Origin of the sequence: Muricauda sp. SCSIO 64092 (assembly GCF_023016285.1) — a bacterium.
Lineage (GTDB): Bacteria > Bacteroidota > Bacteroidia > Flavobacteriales > Flavobacteriaceae > Croceivirga.
The window spans coordinates 1,246,731-1,266,453 of record NZ_CP095413.1; the positions used below are offsets into that span (position 1 = coordinate 1,246,731).

Sequence of the window (19,723 nt, forward strand, 5' to 3'; positions counted from 1 at the left end):
CTTAAAAAGATCCATTAAACCTTTCATAGGCCGCCTTTTCCAGCATTTCTTGATGGTCTGGGTGGGCAATGGAAATCATTGCCTTGGCCCGTTGCTGTAAGTTCTTTCCAAACAAGTTCACCACGCCGTGTTCCGTGGCCACATAATGGACATGGGCCCGTGTAGTGGTCACTCCGGCTCCGGATTTAAGGATTGGTACAATTTTGGACATCCCCTTTTTTGTAGCCGATGAAAGGGCAAAAATCGGTTTACCTCCTGGTGATAGTGCGGCGCCCCTTATAAAATCCATTTGGCCTCCAACCCCGGAAAACTGGTAGCTACCAATAGTATCTGCACATACTTGCCCGGTAATGTCAATTTCTATGGCACTGTTAATAGCAGTTACTTTCGGGTTTCTCCGGATTCGTGCGGTATCATTGGTATAGGCTGCATCCCTAAAATCACAAATTGGATTGTCATCAATAAAATCATATAATTTTCTTGAACCTGCCGCAAAACAGCTTACAATCTTACCCTTTTTTACCCTTTTTTCATTACCGGTAATCACTCCGCTTTCCAAAAGGGGCAATACCCCATCTGAAAACAGTTCCGTATGGATGCCCAAATCCTTATGGTTACCTAAATTGGACAATACCGCGTCCGGGATATTTCCAATACCCATTTGAAGCGTGGCGCCATCCTCTATGAGATTGGCAACGTTTTTTCCAATCTGTTTTTCGATATCGAATATTGGTGTTGGTGGATGCTCATGGATAGGTCTATCCACTTCACACGCCAGTGTTATTTCATCTACATGGACAATACCGGTACCATGGGTTCGGGGAACAGAGGGGTTGATCTGGGCCACAATGGTCTTTCCGGAACGCACTGCAGGTAATGCCACGTCCACGGAAACACCAAGGGAACAATAGCCATGCTTATCCGGCGGGGAAACTTGTACAAAAGCCACATCTATTGGTAAATATCCATCATAAAACAATCGGTGTATTTCACTCAAAAAAACGGGAACATAACCGGCTTTTGGGGTATTTACGCTTTTTCGAACATTGCCTCCCACAAAACAGGAGTTCAAATGAAATGTCTGGTTATAGGGCTCTTGGGTATATTTGGCCCCTCCTTCCGTATGGATGGAAACCATTTCAACATCTTCCAACTCTTGATACCTATCGCATAAAGCATCGATCAATTCATTTGGGGTCATCGCTGCTCCTTGCAAGAACACCCTATCACCCGATTTTACCAGTTTTACAACTTCTTCAGCTGTTGTGATTCGCATTTTGTTTTTATTTTTTTGTTTCCCTAAGCACAATCAAAAACCTTATGGAAATCCACAAAAATTTTCATTCATGCTTAAGAAAATTGTTATTATCCAAAAGAACTTCTATGGTTGGTGACATTCCAAATCTGTGGACACCATCTCTTGTGTTACCGGTTTGGGGGATAGGTATGGTATTCCAAGACCCAAACCCCTAACGATGAACATGAACCCAATGACCACCACAAAAACTGGAACCAACTTCTTTATTTTTGACTTCGCCTTTGTACCAAAAAGGCCACTGGCAAATACGGCCGATGTCATCAGCGGAATCGTGCCTATTCCAAACAATACCATATAGAGGCTTCCCTGTATGGGGCTGCCCAGGGCAATTGCCCCAAAAAGTGCAACATAGACCAATCCACAGGGCAGGAATCCGTTAAGGAAACCAATGGTCAAAAATGTATCTGGAGAACGCCTTTTTAATGCTTCCCCCAATTTTGATTTTACGCTGTTCAAAAGGCCATAAATGGGTCTTGTTGGATGGAATCCTTTAAGGAGCCGAGAAGGAACAAGGACCAATAAAATCATAATTGCCCCGATGGCAATGGAGAGCTTTTGTTGCACTCCGAACAACTGAAGCCCTTTACCCACAAAACCAAATGCCAAACCCAATAGTCCATAGGAAACCAATCTGCCAAAATGATAAACAAATAACTGAAATAGCTTTCGTTGTTTATTTTTCCGATCCAAGGGGAGCATAAACGCTATTGGACCACACATTCCCAAACAGTGCAAACTACCTAAAAACCCAAGTGCCAAGGCGGAAAGGAGCATATTAATACGTTAGCTTTTGTTTGTGCAAAAAGGTTTTACCTTTATAATGCCATTCAATGGCAATGTCCCATCGACCGTCTACGAGGCGATTGTCAGGTATGAGCAAATGTGTGTTGGATAAACTTATTGGAAAGTTAAAATCCAAATGCCTGTTCGACGGTCGGTATAGGGACACTTTACCAGTGACATTTTTAGGGTTAAAGTTTTTGGGGAACGTAATAAGCAAACCATCCTCAGATTTACGTACGCTGAGTTCCTCATCAAGTTCTGCTGCATTTTTTTCCGCATCAATTTCTTTCTGATAAGCGAGTTCCTGCTTGTAGTAATCCTTGGTGACCAATTCATGATCCGTCCTATTATCCGTATTCATTCGTATTACGAAATACATAATAAAGGAGATAAAAGCAACGAATGCCAAAACGATTCCTGTCCCCCAGTTAAATTTCATATACTTAGTTATTAGTTAATAGTTAATGGTTAAAAACCACATTTATAATTAGAATCAATACTACTCCCTTTTAACCATTAGCTTAAAATTTCAATTATAGCTTCTAGGTGCCAAAAATTGGGTAACGGTGGTTTCAATCAATTCACCCCCACTGTACACGCCAATTTCCAACTTATCCTTGTCCCCTGTTAGGGCAGCATTGTTTATTTCAATAAATAAAGTCCCTTCTGCCAAATCCTGGGCCGGTACTTTAAAAGTATCGGTGGATACCATATTGATGTTCCCATTATGTGAAAGGAGCTTAAAACTTACATTTTCAATAGTCTCAGTAGTCTTGTTCACCAACTTATAGGTATAGACATTGCTGATCATATTGTTTGCCTTTCTTTCATAAAGCTGTCCGGGCAATCTAAAAATATTTGCTTCCAAATCATTACGGAGGAACAGCATCCCAACGAGCACCCCGACCAAAATGGTCAATACCGCCGCATAGCCTTTCATCCTTGCCGTAAACCTAAACTTCTCGTTGTGGGTGATTTCACGTTCACTGGCATAGCGAATCAATCCTTTGGGCCTATTGATACTTTCCATAATATGGTCACACTCATCAATACAAGCCGTACAGTTTACGCACTCCAACTGGGTTCCATTCCTAATATCAATTCCCGTAGGACATACGTGCACACATTGGAAACAATCTATGCAATCCCCATGTCCAAGGGCCTCCCGGTCTTCATTCTTTCTAAACTTTTTCCTTCCGCTTGGTCCTTCTCCCCTTTTATGGTCATAGGCCACAACAATGGACCTATCATCCAAAAGCACCCCTTGCAATCTTCCATATGGACAGGCGATTATACACACCTGTTCACGGAACCAAGCAAAAACAAAATAGAAGACCGCTGTGAAGATGAGCAATGGAATTATGGTTCCCAAATGCGCCAAAGGCCCATCAACGATATATTGCAACAAACGGTCACTGCCTATTAAATAGGCCAAAAAGATATTCGCAATTAAAAAGGATATGATGAAGAAAATGGTCCATTTCAACACCCGTTTTCTAATCTTCTTGGTGGTCCAGGGCGCCTTTTGCAAACGCATCTGGGCACCACGGTCACCATCTATCCAATACTCTATCCTACGGAACACCATTTCCATAAAAATGGTTTGCGGACAGATCCAACCACAAAAAATCCTGCCAAAGGCCACTGTAAAAAGGGCAATAAAAATTACCCCTAAAATCATGGAGATCACAAACAGATGAAAATCCTGGGGCCAAAATGGGAAACCAAAGATGTTAAATCGACGTTCCAAAACATTGAACATCAAAAACTGATTTCCATTGATTTTTACAAAAGGGGCTGCAAAAAGAAACAAGAGCAAGCCATAGCTGACGTATTTGCGATACTCCAAAAATCTGCCGCTAGGCTTTTTAGGATACACCCAAGCCCTTTTCCCATCTGCGGTAATAGTTCCTATTGAATCCCTAAAATTTTCTTCCATAGCCCTTATATCAGACCACTATTTGTTGCACTCCCATTTTTAGGGAGGGAACCCTTGTTTTTAATTCATTGCCACTATAGTGGAATCCTGTGCCTGTTCCGCTGGCGCTTCTTCCGGTTCGGAAGGTGCATCCGGGTCCACCCAAATTTCCCCTTCCGGTGCTTTTGGATTTGCCGGTGTGGTCCCTTGGAATTGTAATAGATAGCTTGCCACCTGGGCCATTTCCACGGGCTTTAAGCTATTTTTCCATGCGACCATCCCCTTACCGTCACGTCCTCCTTCCGAAATGGTACGGAACACATTTTTTATGCCCCCACCCAAAATCCAATACTCATCAGTAAGGTTTGGACCAATACCTCCTCCACCATCTGCCATATGGCAAACCACACAATTCGCCGTGAAGATCTTCTCACCTGCCGATAAATCCGAGGCATCCGTAAGCACTTCCACGGTATTCACATCCACCAAATTCTTTGCTGTCTTCTTGTATTCCTCAATTGCGATTTTGGCCTCGGCCACCTCATTTTCATACTCTATCGCCTGGGTATAGTCCCCAACAATATGGAAACGTACCAGGTAGACCAATCCAAAGATGATGGTTACATAGAACATATAGACCCACCATGGGGGCAATACATTGTCCAATTCCCGAATACCATCGTAATTGTGATCCAAAATGATCTCTCCTTCCTTTTCAATGGAGCGACTCCTCGTTAATCTCTTGTAGATGTTGTCCAGCCATTTGAACTCCACTTTCCTATTCTTTGCCTCCAGATATCGCTCTTGCGCATCGGCGGACAGGGTTTGGAACATGACGTTTTCTATGGATTTTAAAATGACTTCGATGGCTATCAAAATCAATAGGACCATCAGCATAAAAAACTGGGTGATCGGATATTCAATGATGGCCGGTTTGTCACCGGAATCAATGAAGTACTCCATCAATCCGAAGACGATGAAAAACAATACTGGGATTCGTATCCACCAAGGTGTTCTAGACATCATAACTTTCTTTATTTATTGGTTGGTTGGTCATTATCCAAGGGCAGTTCGCCCATTTCCTTAATATGGGATTTGCTTGCGGTAAACACCCACCAAAAAAGCAGGGTGAAGAACACAAAGAATATCAATAGTGATATCATGGGATAGGTTGCAATCCCATCGATACTTTCCATATGGCTTTTTACAAACTTCAACATCGCTTTATTTGTTTTCTGACAGTAAACCGTCGTTGTCCTTTACTTTAATATCCGTACCCAATCTTTGCAGATAGGCAATCAAGGAAACAATCTCGCGATCGCGCATTTCCACAAACTCCTCCCCATTTTCCTGGGCATACTTTTTATCCGCCTCGTAGGTCCTTACAAATTCCGGATCGCTATAAAGGTTTTTCTCTATTTGAAGTGCCTGTTCTGCCATTGATTGCTGTGCATTGGTAATGTCCTCATCCGTGTAAGGAACGCCCAAGGTCACCATTGCATTCATTTTGGCTTCAACACCACTTCTATCGTGCTTATTTTTCACCAACCATTGATAGGCGGGCATAATCGATCCTGCGGAAGTACTTTGCGGATCGTACATATGGTTCAAATGCCAGTTGTCCGAATACTTTCCTCCTACCCGGAGTAAATCAGGTCCCGTACGCTTACTTCCCCAAAGGAAAGGATGATCGTAAACAAACTCACCTGCTTTGGCATACTCGCCATAACGTTCCACTTCACTTCGGAAGGGCCGGATCATTTGGGAGTGACAACCCACACATCCTTCACGGATATAGAGGTCACGTCCTTCCAACTCCAATGGAGTATAGGGCTTAACACTTGTAATGGTGGGGATATTGGATTTTACCAATAAGGTTGGGATAATCTGGACGATCCCTCCAATCAATATGGCCACTGTGGCCAAAATGGTCAATTGAACCGGTCTTCTTTCCAACCAGGTGTGGAAGGTTTCCCCTGCGGTCCTTCTACCGGTGACCCTTGTCAAGGCTGGGGCCTCTGCCAACTCATCCTCAACCGCACTTCCTTTTCTGATGGTCACGATAACATTGTATACCATGATCAACATTCCCACAATAAATAGGGTACCTCCAATGGCACGCATCCAATACATGGGGATGATCTGTTGTACTGTTTCCAGGAAGTTACCGTATACCAAAGTTCCATCTGGATTAAACTCTTTCCACATGAGTGCTTGGGTAAAACCGGCAACGTACATGGGCAAAGCATACAACACGATGCCCAAAGTACCTATCCAAAAATGAAGGTTGGCCAGCCCCTTGGAATATAAGGTGGTCTTGAACATCTTTGGCACCAAATAGTAAATCATACCAAAGGTGAGGAAGCCATTCCATGCCAAGGCACCAACATGTACGTGGGCAATGACCCAGTCACTAAAGTGGGCAATGGCATTTACATTTTTTAGGGAAAGCATGGGTCCTTCAAAAGTGGCCATACCATAACCGGTAATGGCTACTACCATGAACTTCAATGTAGCATCACTCCGCACCTTGTCCCAAACACCTCTAAGGGTCAACAGTCCATTGATCATACCACCCCAGGAAGGTGCAATAAGCATTACGGAAAATACAACCCCAAGATTTTGGGCCCAATCCGGCAATGAGGAGTACAACAAATGGTGCGGTCCTGCCCAGATATAAATAAATATCAAGGACCAAAAGTGGACAATGGATAATCTATAGGAATATACCGGCCTGTTTGCGGCCTTGGGCACAAAGTAATACATGAGGCCCAAGAATGGAGTGGTTAAAAAGAAGGCCACGGCATTATGCCCATACCACCACTGAACCAAGGCATCCTGGACCCCGGCGTACACTGAATAACTTTTTAAGGCAGCCACCGGCAATTCCAGGCTATTGAAAATATGCAGTACCGCCACCGTGACAAAAGTGGCTATATAAAACCAAATGGCCACATATAAATGGCGTTGTCTCCGTTTGAGGATCGTACCGATCATGTTCCAGCCAAAAACAACCCAAATCAACGCAATGGCAATATCTATGGGCCATTCCAACTCTGCGTATTCTTTTGAGGTGGTAATCCCTAAAGGAAGGGTAATTGCGGCCGACACAATAATGAGCTGCCAACCCCAAAAATTGATGTTGCTCAGCGCATCACTGAACATCCTTGCCTTTAGCAATCGCTGCAAGGAGTAATATACCCCGGCAAAAATGGCGTTGCCCACAAAAGCAAAAATCACGGCATTGGTATGCAATGGACGAAGACGCCCAAAACTTAGCCACGAAATACCGTCGGTCAGGTTGGGAAACAAGAACATGAAGGCCAATAAAAGGCCTACCACCATTCCCACAACTCCCCATAGCATCGTGGCATAGAGAAATTTTTGTACGATTTTATTATCGTAGTGAAATTGCTGTACTTCCATAATTATTCAGTTTGACTTTTATTTTGGTTGTTATTCTTATCGGTAGTATCCACTAGTTCATCTTCAAAAAGCATCCGGACGGACGGTGTATAGGAATCGTCATATTGACCGCTCCTGACCGTAAAGATGAAAGCTGCAAAAAAGACAATAGCAACACACACACTTATGCTCAGTAACACATAAATTACGCTCATACCTATTTAAATTCGGGTGTAAAACTACCTTTATGATTCCTTGAAAAAAATGACATTTATCAGATTTTTAAATAAAAAATCCTTTATTTTTTTCCTTTCGGATCATGGTCACCAAAGCACCTATAATGATGATATTTTTACCTATGTATTGACCTAACAGGGTAGGGACCAAAGGTGCATGGGCAAATGAATCATTGGGAAAAAACAGCAATGGCGTAAAAGTGAATACCATATGCGCCAATGCAATGACCACCACTTGTTTTCTAAAAATTCCAATAAGCAATAGCAGACCAATACCTACCTCTAAAATGGCCAGCAAGGTCACCGCAGCTTGATCGGTCACCAACCCAAACGTTAATTGGTGGATGGTGTTCCTTGCCAGTTCCTCTGCCGGGCTTGTGCCTGGAAAGAACTTTAAACTTCCAAACCATAAGTACACCAAACCTATGGTACTGGATAAAATTGTTTTGTTACCGATCATCATTCCGTTTTTGCTTTACGTTTATGTTTTGAATTTTGAACCTATATAATTTGTGGCAATTGTGGTAAAGACCACTATACTAATGGAACTCAAGGGCATCAAGATGGCCGCAATTACAGGTTTTAACTGGCCGGTCACAGCAAAATACAAGCCTACCACATTGTAACAAAGCGACAATAAAAAACTCAGTTTTATGATACCAATGGATTGTTGGGAAAGCTTTAGGAACCTAGCTAGCCCTGTTAGCTTGCCAGCATCCAAAATAGCATCACAGGCAGGTGAAAACACATTTACATTTTCCGAAACCGCTATACCCACGTTACTCTGGGCCAAGGCGCCGGCATCATTGAGTCCATCCCCAACCATGAGTACATTTGAATGCTCTTGTGATTTTTTAACGAACTTGAGTTTGTCTTCCGGCTTTTGGTCAAAAAACATGGGGAGTTGAAAAGGAAACATTTTTTCCAGCTTTTTCCGTTCCCCATCGTTATCCCCGGACAGAATGACCAATGAAAAGTTCGTCATAAGCCCTTTAAAGAGGGTAACCAGACCTTCCCTGTATTTGCTTTTGAACACAAAACGGCCCTTATAATTTTCATCTGCGCTAATGTGGACCGATGTTTCCGCCTTTGTCCCTTCCTGGGTGCCAACATAGTTTGCAGATCCCACTTTCATGGTGTGCTGTCCCAGTTTTCCCTTAACCCCTTTTCCAGTATGTTCGGAAAATTCATCCAATGTCTTTATCTGACAACTTTCCAAAATGCCGTACAATTCCCTGCTCAGGGGATGGTTTGAAGCACGCAGGGTATTCTTGAGCAAAGAAGCTTCATCATCGGTCAATTCCATGCCCTCGTAGACAATGGTATTCCCTGAATTTGAAGTCAATGTCCCTGTTTTATCAAAGACAACGGTATCTATTTTGGCCAATCTTTCTATGGTATTCGTGTCTTTAAGGTAAAAACCGTTACGGCCAAAAATTCGCAATAGGTTGCCAAGGGTGAAAGGTGCGGCCAATGCAATGGCACAAGGACAGGCGATGATCAAAACCGCTGTAAAGACATTGAGCGCCTTAGACGGGTCCTGCCACAACCAGTACGATGTGGCAATGGTGGCAATGGTCAAAACCGCAATGGTGAATCGTTTACCTATGGCGTCGGTTAGGGTTTGGAATTCACTGGCCTTGTTTTTTGCAAAGGCAGAATTGCTCCACAACTGGGTAAGATAACTCTGGGATACGGATTTTATGGCCTCTATTTCAAGTACCCCACCCAATTGTTTGCCTCCGGCGAACAACTTATCCCCCGATGATTTGGGTACGGATTCCGACTCCCCGGTGACAAAGCTATAGTCAATCTGCGCACGTCCATGGATAAGGATGCAATCCACAGGAATGATTTCCTGATTACGGACCAAAAGCCTATCGCCCTGTTTTACCCTATAAATTTCGATGTTCTCTTCCCCATCATTTTCGGTTACCCGGGTCACCCCAATGGGGAAATAGGATTTGTAGTCCCGCTCAAACGATAGATGCGCATACGTCTTTTGTTGAAAAAACCGTCCTACCAATAAGAAGAATACCAAACCTGTAAGGCTATCAAAAAAGCCTGAACCCAAATCAAAGACGATATCCACAGTACTTCTTATGAACAAGGTCAGGATTCCCAAGGCTATGGGAACATCAATGTTCAACAACTTGGATCGCAATCCTTTAAAAGCCGAAGTGAAGTAATCCTGGGAAGCGTAAAAAACCACGGGCAGGGAAAAGGAAAACATTAACCATCTAAAGAAGGTTTTGTATTGATCCAACCAATATTCCTGGACTTCAAAATACTCCGGAAAAGAAAGGAGCATTACATTCCCAAAAGAAAAACCGGCAACTCCCAATTTATAGATAAGGTTCCGGTCCACCTTCTTTTTTGCCTGGGAATAATCCTCAAGGACAATGGATGGCTCGTACCCTATTTTGGCCAACAGTATGGCAAGCTCCTTTAGGTTCAGCCCTTCACTATCGAAGGTTATTCTGGCCTTTCGTTTTGGAAAATCAACCTGGGAACTTTTGATAAAAGAACGCAATCTGTTTAAATTTTCCAGCACCCAAATACAGGAACTGCAGTGCATATGTGGTATATGGAATTCAACTACCTGAATCCCATCCTCATTAAAATCCAATAGCTTCTCCGCCACTTCTGGATTTTCCAAAAAATCAAACTTATTGGCCACCTCTTTGGGAGTGGCCCCAGCAGCGCTTTCCAGATCGTAATACCCTTCCAATCCGCTCGTGTGAAAAATTTCATAAACGGTCTTGCAACCATTGCAGCAGAAGTTTTTTTCATCAAATAGGACAGCCGCACGCCCACAAGGGTCACCACAATGGTAACAGGTTGAAGATGACATACACATTTGCATTATACCGAACACAAAGATGGAATAAGGCGCCTTGGAAAAATATGACTTATGTCATCTTTTATGGATCCGCAGAAAAGTACCTTTGTCCTATGGGTAACTGCACAGAATTACAGTCCAGACAATTAAAGGATTTTGAATCGTTATCAAGCGAGGTAAAGCAGGAACTTCTTAGAACCTCGGAATCCTTGAGCATTCCCAAAGGCGAGGTCATTTTCAAGGAAAACCAACCATTGCATAAACTGTATTGCATAAACAAGGGAGCATGTAAATTCAGTAAAGTGGATAACATTGGGCAGGAGCATGTCCTCCGTTTTTTGGGAAAGGGGGAAATCATGGGCAAACGCTCCCTACTGACCAACAACGGCGCCGAAGTTAGTGCGGTGGCCCTTTCCGACATTGAATTATGCTGTTTGGACAAAAACACTTTTTTGAAAAGTCTAAAGGAGAATCCCGGATTCCTCCAGGACTTTTTGGATGTCCTTATTGAAGATGTCAATATCAACGAATACACCCGTATCATTTTCTGTGTCCATAAAGGCATCAAACAACGTTTGGCCCATCTTTTGGTGTACTTGCTGAAGAAATATGGGGCCGATAGGAATGGTAGGCTCTGGGTACGATTAAAAAGGGAGGATATGGCTACCGTTCTGGGCACATCACCGGAATATGTCATAAACCTTCTCACAAATTTTAAAAATGCAGGACTCATAAACACTGTAAGAAGTGAAATTCATGTTCTTTCCAAAGAGGGACTGGAAAGAATTGGGAATTCCTAAAGAATTGCAGTTTTTATTTGCCATAGAACTCTTAATTTTAGACGTCAGGTAAATTTAAATTATGGATAATAGCAGATGTGAGAATTGCATCGTGCGACAATTCAATTCCCTAAGGGCAATGAACAAGGAGGAATTGAAAAAAGTCTCCGATTCCAAAATCAGAAAATCAGTCAAAAAGGGGGAACCCTTGTTTGAGGAGGGTGAAAAACTCAATGGGGTCTATTGTGTTAGATCTGGGGTTTCCAAACTTTCCAAGCTCAGTCCCAACGGTAAAGATCAAATTGTTAAACTAGCTACGAAAGGGGAAGTAATGGGCCAGAGGTCCGTTATTGCCGAAGAACATTCCAACCTTTCCGCCGTTGCGGTCAGCGATATGGATGTTTGTTTTATTCCCAAGGAAAGCATTACCACCACATTACAGAAAAATCCGAACTTTACCCTGGAAGTTTTAAGGCATATGGCCCATGAACTCAAGGAAGCGGATGACGTCATTGTCAATATGAGCCAAAAAACAGTGAAACAGCGCATTGCGGAGGCCTTTCTTTATTTGAAGAACAATTTTGGGGAAGATAATGATGGGTTTTTGGCCCTTACACTTTCACGTGAGGATATTGCCAATGTTGTAGGTACCGCCACGGAATCCGCCATTAGAATTATTTCTGAATTTAAAAAGAAAGGGTTGATCCATACCTCTGGAAAGAAGGTGGGCATTAAGGACGAGCGAAAGCTAAGGGACTTGGCCGAAGGATTTTAACACAGCATTTCCTTAAAGCTGATAATTGTCATAGTATTACTATCCCTACCCTCCTAATTTTATACTATCGTAAAAAAAATTGGGATGAAACGGATTTTAATACCCACGGACTTTTCTAACAATGCATGGAATGCCATTTGCTATGCCATGCGACTCTTTCAGAACCAAGAATGTGATTTTTTCCTGCTGAACACCTATACCCCTGTTATCCCCAGCAGTAGATTCATGGCTCCAATGGTGAACGGGGTCCGTATAGAGGATGCCGTTCGCTCTACTTCAGAAAATGGGTTGAGCAAGACCGTAAAGAGAATTCGGAAGGAGTTCAATAATCCCAAACATTCCTTTGAAACCATTTCCTCCTTCAATCTTTTGGCCGATGAGGTAAAGGATGTTGTGGACACCTATGGTATAGACCTGATCGTAACAGGTACCAAGGGGGCATCTGGAATGGACGAAGTCTTTATGGGCAGCAATACCGTTCGCATCATAAAGAACACCAAAAAGTGTCCGATTCTGGCCATTCCTAGGAATTTCGAGTATATGGCGCCATCGGAAATTGCGTTTGCCACTGATTTCAATCGGTTTTATTCACTTTCCGAACTAACACCATTGATCGATCTGGCCAATTCATTTGAAGCCACCATTAGAATTGTCCATGTTCAATATGAGATAAAGGCCCTAACAGAGTTGCAATTGTTCAATCTCAATATGCTCAGAAAATATTTTGCCAATGTGGAACACTATATCCACACGGTTTCCGAGCTGAACTCCGTTTCCCATACCTTGGATGTCTTCTCAAAGGAATTAGACATCCATTTATTGGCCATGCTCCACTACCAACACAGTTATATGGAACGCATGACCAGGGAACCCATTGTGAAACGAACGGCCTTTCACACCCAAATTCCATTGTTGGTGATTCCGGAATTGGGAATGGAGCCCATAACCAAGGAGCGAAAGGAAGAATTACGCAGTTACTAGCGGTAATTTTCCTTTCCTATGGGATGATCCTCATAAAAATCCTCAAAGGTTTTAGTAGTTTCGTAGTTCTCGGTCAATACCTTGTATACCATAAAAACCACTAACGCCTGGCCAAAAACGGTTACATAGAACACCCAGTTAAATGGGAAGTTCATGCTGGACATAATGGTGACAGTAACCAAAACAAGGGTGGTAAAGGCAACAACACCCATCGCAGAAATTTTCATAACTTTTATTTGTTCAACAATTTATAGATAAAAGTTGAACAATAAATGGATTTAAGGCAAGATTAACACGACATCATTGCATTACCTTTTCCTTTACGGTTTTCCGTAACCTTTTATCATGCGTATTGGTATTTTTAGTTTTTTCATACAGTAAATAATGATTTTGGTATATTAAAATGTTGCTTGCGGCCATTTTACAACAAAATTTGCGCAACTAATTTGGTTCATTCCGTAAACGATGGATTATGAAGGTATTTCACTATACCCATATCGGAAAAAAAGAAAACAACGAAGACAGTATCGGGCATAAGGACAATGTTTTTATGGTGTGTGACGGTGTTGGTGGGGCCGTCCGGGGAGAAATGGCCAGCAAAAGCCTTGTGGATTTTATTACCGGGAATTATGTTGAAACGGCCCTTGGTGAAGACCCGATCCTAGCACTATTGGGCGCCGCCCAGGACCATTTGAACGACCTGGTCAATAGGGAGGATTCCCTGGACGGCATGGCGACTACCCTTGCTGCGGTCTTTAGAGGTAAAAAAGGATTGTTTACGGCACATGCAGGTGATTCAAGAATCTATTTTGTAAAACCGGAAGCAAAAATGTTTTGGCATACATGGGACCATTCCCTGGTAGGCAGTTTGGTAAGGAATGGGGAAATTACGCACCATGAAGCGGCAAAGCATCCGATGAACCATCAAATACTAAAGGCATTTAAAGGAAATTTAGAGGGGAAGAAGACCGTTCCGGAAATTCATTTTTTGTCCGATCTCATTGAGGGGGACATTGGATTTATCTGTTCGGACGGTGTATTGGAAACCTTTTCACATGAGGCATTGCTCCATTTGTTAAGTGACACCAAAAAAACCTCCGAGGAAAAACTCGTTCACATTCAAGAAGAATGTACAAAGAAGAGTCTGGACAACCACTCCGCCCTGTTAATTGAACTGGAAATCGAGGATTGCACCAATTTTTCCAGATATGCAAATGAATGGCAACTCCTTTCGTCATTAAAATAGTCATGAGAACGAATATGTGTGGTAGTGCAACCCTTTTTTTTATATTTTTCAACAATACTGAACCTTACAACACCAACCATGACTACGGAGCTTGATTTTGTGAATTTTCCCGATGAAGGTTATGTCGATTTGATCGAAGAACAGTGGTTTAAACAGAAAAACCAACATCTTAAACATATAGAGCACCTCAACTTCTTCTATATCCCGGACGATTCCGAAGGGAGCAGGGAGCAATTAAGAAGTTACATCAGTTTTATTTCAAGCACCAATGCGTTTGCCAATATTGTCTTGGTCACCTCCAATTTAGAACTTGCGTTTATAGGATGGGAGCAAGATGTGGTGGCCTTCTATCCTACCCTTTCGGCCGAAACCGGAAAGGGCATGGCCAATCTTATCAATAGATTGTTGAAGTTTCCCCCTTATCAAGGTGCCATTCTAAAAAAGTTAAAAATTAAGTCCAAAGGCCATTTTGACCTTGTGGACACCAAGGACATCTGTTTTTGTATGGGCAGTGGCAATTGGACGGAAATCTATATGGCCGATGGCACCATGAGAAAGGAATGTAGGCCCTTGGGCAACCTGGAAGAGCGTCTGTCCAATGTAAGTTCCATAAAACGGGTGGGGAAATCCCTACTGGTGAATCGTAATAGGGTGCTACAAATTACGGGGAATGACGTACGATTTGTGACCAACCAAAAAGCGCCTCCCATGAAACAGCGTTTAGGGGAAAAGTATATAAAAGAATTGCGAAAATTTGTTTACTGGTATTGATATGGAAGCATTTACAATAGGGAGGAACGAAAAAAACCACCTCGCCCTTAATCACAAAACGGTAAGCGGCGTTCATGCAGAAGTGGAGATATCCAATGACTTCAAGTCCTTTTTGCTCAAGGATTTGGATTCTTCCAACGGTACCAGGGTCAATGGCCGGAGAATAGTAACAAAAAACCTTCAGAAAAAGGACAAAATTGAATTTGGCGAGGAAAAGGTACTGGGCAAGGACCTGATTTCCCAAGTGGAAAAATATGTACTTAAGAACAGGCAGGATTTTAGTGAGGAGTTTGGGAATCTAAGATCGGTGGAGAAAAACTTCAAAACCAAAAGGGATAGTATCAGAAAGTACTTTAAACTGCAATCCCTGGGTATCCGTATTTTAATAACGGCCTTTGTCATTGTCCTTATCAATGTTCTTAAAATAGAACGGGAAATAAAGACCATACTTACAATTTCCGCTGGTCTAATGGGTACTGTACTGGCTACCCTATCGGCCTCCGAAAAGAAGCAGAACGAACGACTTGAAGAACTTCAAGATGAGTTTTATCTTAACTTTTTATGTCCAAAATGTAAAATGGATTTAAGCAAGAGAAGCTGGAACTATTGGAAAAATCAAGAAAAATGTCCCAAGTGCAAATGCGATTGGGTTGCCCCATAAAGTAAAGACCATGAAAGAAATTATTATTGAAATGGAAGTGGATGAACCATCACAGGTAATGGAATTACCCGTGAATGAAGAGAACATCATTGAACTGGATTTCACCTACTTGGATGACGAATTGGAAGATTCCGATTTGGATTTGGACGGAAACAATGCCTCGGTCACCAATCCTTCAACAGATCAAAATCCAGATCACGAAGAAGAAGAAGAAGAAGAAGACCAAGAGGACATGGAAGAAAATGATTTTGAAGACGATATGGAAAGCGATCTAGATATATAACCAAAAAAATGAATTATACCTGTAAAGCATGTGGCACCAGGGTTAAAATCCCTGAAGAATGGCTCCTATTGGGGCTGAACAAACGAATAACGTGCAAAACATGTGGAAAACAGGTGAATTTGATCCTTTCCAAATACAAAAAGACGGACACCGTTGCCTCCAATCCACCAAAACCGGGAACGGTTATAATGGGGGGTGACAGCCCTACTTTGCCAAGTAGGACCTTTAAGGTTTCCATCGCCAAAGAAAGCACGGGAGAAACCCTTACCATTAAAGAAATTGCGAACAATAATGCCTATATCATTGGCCGAAGTGAAAAAACCATAAAAGCGTATGACCCCAAAGCCATACCCATACTTATTCCTACGGAATTTGACCCGGCAGTGTCCCGAATACACGTGCTAATGAAGGTCAAATCCAAAGGAGCCCATGGACAGGTGATCGTACAGGATCTAAAGAGTAGGAACAAGACCATTTTGGTAGCCCATGGAACAGCGCAGGAATTGGATCCAAGGGACCAGGTTTTTTTAGAGCCCGGAGATAAAATAAAGATTGGTTTACATACGGTCATAACCTTAGTTTCCAGCTAGTTGACCCCTTGTGGTCATGAGAGGATTCTTCGGTATATGAAAGTATATTTCTACATGTTTTTAACTGCTTAAAAACATGTTGGGAAATGCCAAAGAATTGTTGTTTATTGTAGTGTGATTCCACGGTTTTATTGCCCTAATTAACTTGGTAAAAACGTTACAAGTTCAACTGAAAATATTCTAATTAAACGTTCAAGTACTTCTTACAAAAAAGTTTAGAAGTTCCCCCCAACAACGTTCAAATCAGGATTGGTCACCTTTTTGTGCCATTCCAAAACCTAATGGTGTAACTACGATTTTATTGGCTTTATCCAATAAAATGGTGGTTTCGTACAGTCAAAAAATTTTAGGTCGATGATAAGGGTCATTTTTGAACATCGAAAACAAAGACAATGAGTGAAAAGGAAACAATCTTAAAGGTCAATCCCGAAAAAAAGACGGAAGTCAAATTAAAGGGATTGACCAAATTACAGGTAAAACTCTTGAAGGCCGGCAAATTACCCTTAGTGGCTTTGGCCGGTATTTTGGGCGGCGCCGTTTATGGCAGGTCCGGTAGGTCCATAAATCAAGGGATTGCAGCCGCAACCGAAGACAATACCCCAGATGATGGGTCTGAAACGGAACAAGTGGATGATGTGGAATTGGACGACGTGGAATTGGACGGAGGAACGGATGATGGACTGGTGAACCTGACCATTTCCTCCAATGTACAATTTGCAGACGCCGTTACCGATGACATGAATTTTGGAGAGGCCTTTGATACCGCTCGGGAACAGTTGGGCGGAGGCGGTTTTTTCATGTGGAAAGGACAACCGTACAGCACCTATACCAAAGAAGAATGGGATTCCTTTAGCGACGACCAAAAAAAGGAGTTTTTTAAAGCTTTTAAAGAACAATCCGATTTTGAAAATGCCGAGGAAGAACCCAGTGATGTAGATACGGATGCCGACGTGGATGTAGAACCAGATGGGGCCGACGAAGACACGGGGGAAGAAGCAGACGAAGTGGAACCGGACACGGAACCAGAAGGAGTCCCCGATGAAGCGCCCGAAGAAGTGGAACCAGATACGGAACCAGAGGGAGCCCCCGATGAAGCACCCGAAGAAGTGGAACCGGACACGGAACCAGAGGGAGCCCCCGATGAAGCGCCGGAAGAAGTGGAACCGGGCACGGAGCCAGAAGGAACCCCAGATGCTGCGCCGGAAGAAGTGGAACCGGATACGGAACCAGAAGAAGCCCCCGATGAAGCGCCGGAAGAAGTGGAACCGGACCCGGAACCCGAGGACGTGGAACCGGATGTTGAAGATGTTGAGGATGTGGAAATAGATGATGAATTTGTGGAACTTGAGGAGCTGGGAACAGAAGATGAGATCATTGAAGGTCTAAATGACGGGGAGGCCTTTGAAGAAGAAGACAGCTTTGGAGAGGATTTGGATATCTAAAAAAATGGGAATGACTAGAAACACCATAGCTTTTGGCATACTGCTTTTAATACTCCTTCAAGTATCCTGCGCAACTTCCAATAAAGTGGTCCGCGCCGGAGACACTTTTGAAGTCGCCCTGGAACAAGAAGGAGAAGGAGGTTTTGAATGGACGTACAAACCCACCGAGGGCATAATAGCCATCGATACCTTTAAGACCGATGTTGAGCTCCCCAGTGGTTTTTCAGCATATACAAAACACTTCAAATTTCGAGGTGAGAAGAAAGGAAAGTATGCACTAAAGTTTGTGAAGATCAGAAGTTTTCAACCAGAATTGATCCTTGACGGGAATGTCAAGGAAATTGTTGTGAGAATTAAAAAAAGTAAAAAATGAAAGTCAATACAATACATATCAAAAACCTCTTTCTAATAGGATTGCTATTATCCACTACTTCACTCCTTTCACAGGCCATGGGACTCATTCCCGCAACAGATGAGGAAAGGGCACAGATGGATAAGGATTTCAAGGAATATATTGGAAATGGGGAAGACATCTACAATCTTACGCTGCAAAGTGCCGGTGAAGCCACGGCCAAAAGCTTTGATCTTAGGGATGTAAATGCGCTTTCGCCAATTAAGGATCAGTTGCAATGCGGCTCTTGCTGGGCATTTTCGGCCATTGCCACTCTGGAATCGAGCAATTTATTGATCAACGCGAAAGAAAGTGATCTCGCGGAACAACAACTGGTGGACTGTGTAAGCTTTTATAGGGGCGGTGGATGCAAGGGTGGTGATTATACCCTTGCCCTTAAGTGGTTGGCAGATAATAGCAAAAAATTAAAGGTCGAAACACAACGCCCATATCAGGCCGAGCAGGCCTCATGTTCCCTATCCGACGATGGATTTGTTCGGGTCGCCAATTGGAAATCAATAGGGGTTTCCCCTGAAATCGATGTCATAAAAAATGCCATTGTCCAGCATGGTGCATTGGCGGCTGCGGTGAACGCCGATAGTGACTTTATTGCCCATAACCCAACCAAAAAGGAAATTTTGGACAAACCGCATATTGGTAAACGAAACCATGCCATTAATGTGGTTGGATGGGACGATGATAAGGGCGCCTGGCTCATTAGAAATTCATGGGGTGAAAAATGGGGGGACAAAGGTTATGCCTGGTTAAAATATGGCACATATGACCTTTCCTTCTTTTCATGGGCAGATGTTACCAAAATGGATTCGCCCGCAGCCCCGGAATCTGAAGTCCAACCTGAAACCGATACCAATGAAGTTCCGGAAACGGAAGAAGATGTGGCCGAAGAAGAGGACCTTCCCGTTTCTCCCACCAAAACCACTTTCACCTTGGACATGGTGCACGTCCTGGGTTCAATTCAGGAATATCAAGAGCTGTTCATAAAGGTCAATGACAATAAAATCAGAAAATATGGCATGAACAGAAAAGGGGTCAAGTACCACAACAAAATAGAAATTGAGGAAGGGGAACAGAAATTGGAGGTCTACACAAAATCAATTGTAAAACGGAAGGGGAAAAAGGCCCTGCTTTTCGGGTATTGGAAAGGAACCATTAAAATGGATGAGGACATACAGGTAAGGTTATTGTATGACAAAAAAATAGAAGCCCCGAATGTTTTTGGATTGAAGTTTAGCAATGATGACATCGTCGTAAAAAAAGGATAAGAGTGATTAAAGAACCAAC

Annotated in this window: 22 protein-coding genes; 10 read left to right on the forward strand and 12 right to left on the reverse strand. The window is 42.8% G+C overall.

The features are described from left to right. Position 1: 1 nt before the first annotated feature. From L0P88_RS05230 to L0P88_RS05275, 10 genes are all read right to left on the reverse strand, one after another. Positions 2-1,276 carry an acetyl-CoA hydrolase/transferase family protein gene (locus L0P88_RS05230; RefSeq protein WP_247133562.1) on the reverse strand — a complete coding sequence of 425 codons (1,275 nt, stop codon included), beginning with the start codon at positions 1,274-1,276 and terminating at the stop codon, positions 2-4. A 105-nt stretch (positions 1,277-1,381) separates the two neighbouring features. Continuing rightward, positions 1,382-2,092, reverse strand: a complete 711-nt coding sequence (locus tag L0P88_RS05235) for a sulfite exporter TauE/SafE family protein (RefSeq protein WP_247133563.1) — start codon at positions 2,090-2,092, stop codon at positions 1,382-1,384. A gap of 1 nt (position 2,093) precedes the next feature. Next, positions 2,094-2,540, reverse strand: coding sequence for a FixH family protein (locus L0P88_RS05240; RefSeq protein ID WP_247133564.1), 447 nt, complete (start codon positions 2,538-2,540; stop codon positions 2,094-2,096). Between the two features lie 90 nt (positions 2,541-2,630). Continuing rightward, on the reverse strand, positions 2,631-4,040 hold the full coding sequence (gene ccoG / locus L0P88_RS05245; RefSeq protein ID WP_247133565.1) for a cytochrome c oxidase accessory protein CcoG: 1,410 nt from the start codon (positions 4,038-4,040) through the stop codon (positions 2,631-2,633). A gap of 60 nt (positions 4,041-4,100) precedes the next feature. After that, a complete protein-coding gene (locus L0P88_RS05250) occupies positions 4,101-5,045 on the reverse strand; it encodes a cbb3-type cytochrome c oxidase N-terminal domain-containing protein (RefSeq protein WP_158776844.1) in 945 nt (314 codons plus the stop codon). Positions 5,046-5,053: 8 nt separating this feature from the next. Further along, complete coding sequence (locus L0P88_RS05255) at positions 5,054-5,239, reverse strand: CcoQ/FixQ family Cbb3-type cytochrome c oxidase assembly chaperone (RefSeq protein ID WP_247133566.1); 186 nt, start codon at positions 5,237-5,239, stop codon at positions 5,054-5,056. Positions 5,240-5,243: 4 nt separating this feature from the next. Beyond that, the gene (ccoN, locus tag L0P88_RS05260) at positions 5,244-7,445 is read right to left on the reverse strand and encodes a cytochrome-c oxidase, cbb3-type subunit I (protein WP_247133567.1); all 2,202 of its coding nucleotides are present in this window, start codon (positions 7,443-7,445) and stop codon (positions 5,244-5,246) included. 2 nt (positions 7,446-7,447) lie between these two features. Next, positions 7,448-7,639 carry a cbb3-type cytochrome oxidase assembly protein CcoS gene (gene ccoS / locus L0P88_RS05265; RefSeq protein WP_158776841.1) on the reverse strand — a complete coding sequence of 64 codons (192 nt, stop codon included), beginning with the start codon at positions 7,637-7,639 and terminating at the stop codon, positions 7,448-7,450. A gap of 67 nt (positions 7,640-7,706) precedes the next feature. Next, the gene (locus L0P88_RS05270) at positions 7,707-8,123 is read right to left on the reverse strand and encodes a doxx family protein (protein WP_247133568.1); all 417 of its coding nucleotides are present in this window, start codon (positions 8,121-8,123) and stop codon (positions 7,707-7,709) included. 18 nt (positions 8,124-8,141) lie between these two features. Further along, a complete protein-coding gene (locus L0P88_RS05275) occupies positions 8,142-10,514 on the reverse strand; it encodes a heavy metal translocating P-type ATPase (RefSeq protein ID WP_247133569.1) in 2,373 nt (790 codons plus the stop codon). 101 nt (positions 10,515-10,615) lie between these two features. Between L0P88_RS05275 and L0P88_RS05280 the strand changes: the two genes are divergently transcribed. The 3 genes from L0P88_RS05280 to L0P88_RS05290 all read left to right on the forward strand — a co-directional run bounded on the left by L0P88_RS05280 (position 10,616) and on the right by L0P88_RS05290 (position 13,037). Then, a complete protein-coding gene (locus L0P88_RS05280) occupies positions 10,616-11,302 on the forward strand; it encodes a Crp/Fnr family transcriptional regulator (protein ID WP_247133570.1) in 687 nt (228 codons plus the stop codon). A 61-nt stretch (positions 11,303-11,363) separates the two neighbouring features. Beyond that, positions 11,364-12,056 (forward strand): Crp/Fnr family transcriptional regulator, encoded by a 693-nt coding sequence (locus L0P88_RS05285; protein ID WP_247133571.1) that lies wholly within the window; start codon positions 11,364-11,366, stop codon positions 12,054-12,056. A gap of 84 nt (positions 12,057-12,140) precedes the next feature. Continuing rightward, positions 12,141-13,037, forward strand: a complete 897-nt coding sequence (locus L0P88_RS05290; protein WP_247133572.1) for a universal stress protein — start codon at positions 12,141-12,143, stop codon at positions 13,035-13,037. On the opposite strand, the gene L0P88_RS05295 is transcribed toward L0P88_RS05290, so the two are convergent. Next, positions 13,034-13,264 (reverse strand): hypothetical protein, encoded by a 231-nt coding sequence (locus L0P88_RS05295; RefSeq protein WP_158776837.1) that lies wholly within the window; start codon positions 13,262-13,264, stop codon positions 13,034-13,036. The genes L0P88_RS05290 and L0P88_RS05295 overlap by 4 nt on opposite strands. Positions 13,265-13,509: 245 nt before the next feature. Between L0P88_RS05295 and L0P88_RS05300 the strand changes: the two genes are divergently transcribed. From L0P88_RS05300 to L0P88_RS05320, 5 genes are all read left to right on the forward strand, one after another. Further along, positions 13,510-14,283, forward strand: coding sequence for a PP2C family protein-serine/threonine phosphatase (locus L0P88_RS05300; RefSeq protein WP_247133573.1), 774 nt, complete (start codon positions 13,510-13,512; stop codon positions 14,281-14,283). A 78-nt stretch (positions 14,284-14,361) separates the two neighbouring features. Beyond that, the gene (locus L0P88_RS05305; RefSeq protein WP_247133574.1) at positions 14,362-15,054 is read left to right on the forward strand and encodes a LytTR family transcriptional regulator DNA-binding domain-containing protein; all 693 of its coding nucleotides are present in this window, start codon (positions 14,362-14,364) and stop codon (positions 15,052-15,054) included. A gap of 1 nt (position 15,055) precedes the next feature. Then, a complete protein-coding gene (locus L0P88_RS05310) occupies positions 15,056-15,715 on the forward strand; it encodes an FHA domain-containing protein (RefSeq protein WP_247133575.1) in 660 nt (219 codons plus the stop codon). Between the two features lie 10 nt (positions 15,716-15,725). Continuing rightward, on the forward strand, positions 15,726-15,998 hold the full coding sequence (locus tag L0P88_RS05315) for a hypothetical protein (RefSeq protein ID WP_247133576.1): 273 nt from the start codon (positions 15,726-15,728) through the stop codon (positions 15,996-15,998). Positions 15,999-16,006: 8 nt separating this feature from the next. Then, positions 16,007-16,588: an FHA domain-containing protein gene (locus L0P88_RS05320; RefSeq protein WP_247133577.1), complete on the forward strand. Its 582-nt coding sequence runs from the start codon at positions 16,007-16,009 to the stop codon at positions 16,586-16,588. An 823-nt stretch (positions 16,589-17,411) separates the two neighbouring features. On the opposite strand, the gene L0P88_RS24120 is transcribed toward L0P88_RS05320, so the two are convergent. After that, complete coding sequence (locus L0P88_RS24120; RefSeq protein WP_409557720.1) at positions 17,412-17,963, reverse strand: glycine zipper family protein; 552 nt, start codon at positions 17,961-17,963, stop codon at positions 17,412-17,414. Between the two features lie 77 nt (positions 17,964-18,040). On the opposite strand from L0P88_RS24120, the gene L0P88_RS05330 reads away from it, so the two are divergent. Together L0P88_RS05330 and L0P88_RS05335 are read left to right on the forward strand one after the other, a co-directional pair. Then, a complete protein-coding gene (locus tag L0P88_RS05330) occupies positions 18,041-18,403 on the forward strand; it encodes a protease inhibitor I42 family protein (RefSeq protein ID WP_247133579.1) in 363 nt (120 codons plus the stop codon). Then, on the forward strand, positions 18,400-19,704 hold the full coding sequence (locus L0P88_RS05335; RefSeq protein ID WP_247133580.1) for a C1 family peptidase: 1,305 nt from the start codon (positions 18,400-18,402) through the stop codon (positions 19,702-19,704). Before L0P88_RS05330 ends, L0P88_RS05335 begins: the two co-directional genes overlap by 4 nt. Positions 19,705-19,723: the final 19 nt, after the last annotated feature.

Coding starts and splice junctions, on each gene's coding strand:
- ccoN (WP_247133567.1), bottom strand. CDS start 7,445: ATGGAAGTACAGCAATTTCACTACGATAATAAAATCGTACAAAAATTT.
- ccoG (WP_247133565.1), bottom strand. CDS start 4,040: ATGGAAGAAAATTTTAGGGATTCAATAGGAACTATTACCGCAGATGGG.
- ccoS (WP_158776841.1), bottom strand. CDS start 7,639: ATGAGCGTAATTTATGTGTTACTGAGCATAAGTGTGTGTGTTGCTATT.
- L0P88_RS05275 (WP_247133569.1), bottom strand. CDS start 10,514: ATGTCATCTTCAACCTGTTACCATTGTGGTGACCCTTGTGGGCGTGCG.
- L0P88_RS05335 (WP_247133580.1), top strand. CDS start 18,400: ATGAAAGTCAATACAATACATATCAAAAACCTCTTTCTAATAGGATTG.
- L0P88_RS05250 (WP_158776844.1), bottom strand. CDS start 5,045: ATGATGTCTAGAACACCTTGGTGGATACGAATCCCAGTATTGTTTTTC.
- L0P88_RS05300 (WP_247133573.1), top strand. CDS start 13,510: ATGAAGGTATTTCACTATACCCATATCGGAAAAAAAGAAAACAACGAA.
- L0P88_RS05255 (WP_247133566.1), bottom strand. CDS start 5,239: ATGTTGAAGTTTGTAAAAAGCCATATGGAAAGTATCGATGGGATTGCA.
- L0P88_RS05330 (WP_247133579.1), top strand. CDS start 18,041: ATGACTAGAAACACCATAGCTTTTGGCATACTGCTTTTAATACTCCTT.
- L0P88_RS24120 (WP_409557720.1), bottom strand. CDS start 17,963: ATGATCTCATCTTCTGTTCCCAGCTCCTCAAGTTCCACAAATTCATCA.
- L0P88_RS05290 (WP_247133572.1), top strand. CDS start 12,141: ATGAAACGGATTTTAATACCCACGGACTTTTCTAACAATGCATGGAAT.
- L0P88_RS05310 (WP_247133575.1), top strand. CDS start 15,056: ATGGAAGCATTTACAATAGGGAGGAACGAAAAAAACCACCTCGCCCTT.
- L0P88_RS05240 (WP_247133564.1), bottom strand. CDS start 2,540: ATGAAATTTAACTGGGGGACAGGAATCGTTTTGGCATTCGTTGCTTTT.
- L0P88_RS05285 (WP_247133571.1), top strand. CDS start 11,364: ATGGATAATAGCAGATGTGAGAATTGCATCGTGCGACAATTCAATTCC.
- L0P88_RS05305 (WP_247133574.1), top strand. CDS start 14,362: ATGACTACGGAGCTTGATTTTGTGAATTTTCCCGATGAAGGTTATGTC.
- L0P88_RS05320 (WP_247133577.1), top strand. CDS start 16,007: ATGAATTATACCTGTAAAGCATGTGGCACCAGGGTTAAAATCCCTGAA.
- L0P88_RS05315 (WP_247133576.1), top strand. CDS start 15,726: ATGAAAGAAATTATTATTGAAATGGAAGTGGATGAACCATCACAGGTA.
- L0P88_RS05270 (WP_247133568.1), bottom strand. CDS start 8,123: ATGATGATCGGTAACAAAACAATTTTATCCAGTACCATAGGTTTGGTG.
- L0P88_RS05280 (WP_247133570.1), top strand. CDS start 10,616: ATGGGTAACTGCACAGAATTACAGTCCAGACAATTAAAGGATTTTGAA.
- L0P88_RS05235 (WP_247133563.1), bottom strand. CDS start 2,092: ATGCTCCTTTCCGCCTTGGCACTTGGGTTTTTAGGTAGTTTGCACTGT.
- L0P88_RS05295 (WP_158776837.1), bottom strand. CDS start 13,264: ATGAAAATTTCTGCGATGGGTGTTGTTGCCTTTACCACCCTTGTTTTG.
- L0P88_RS05230 (WP_247133562.1), bottom strand. CDS start 1,276: ATGCGAATCACAACAGCTGAAGAAGTTGTAAAACTGGTAAAATCGGGT.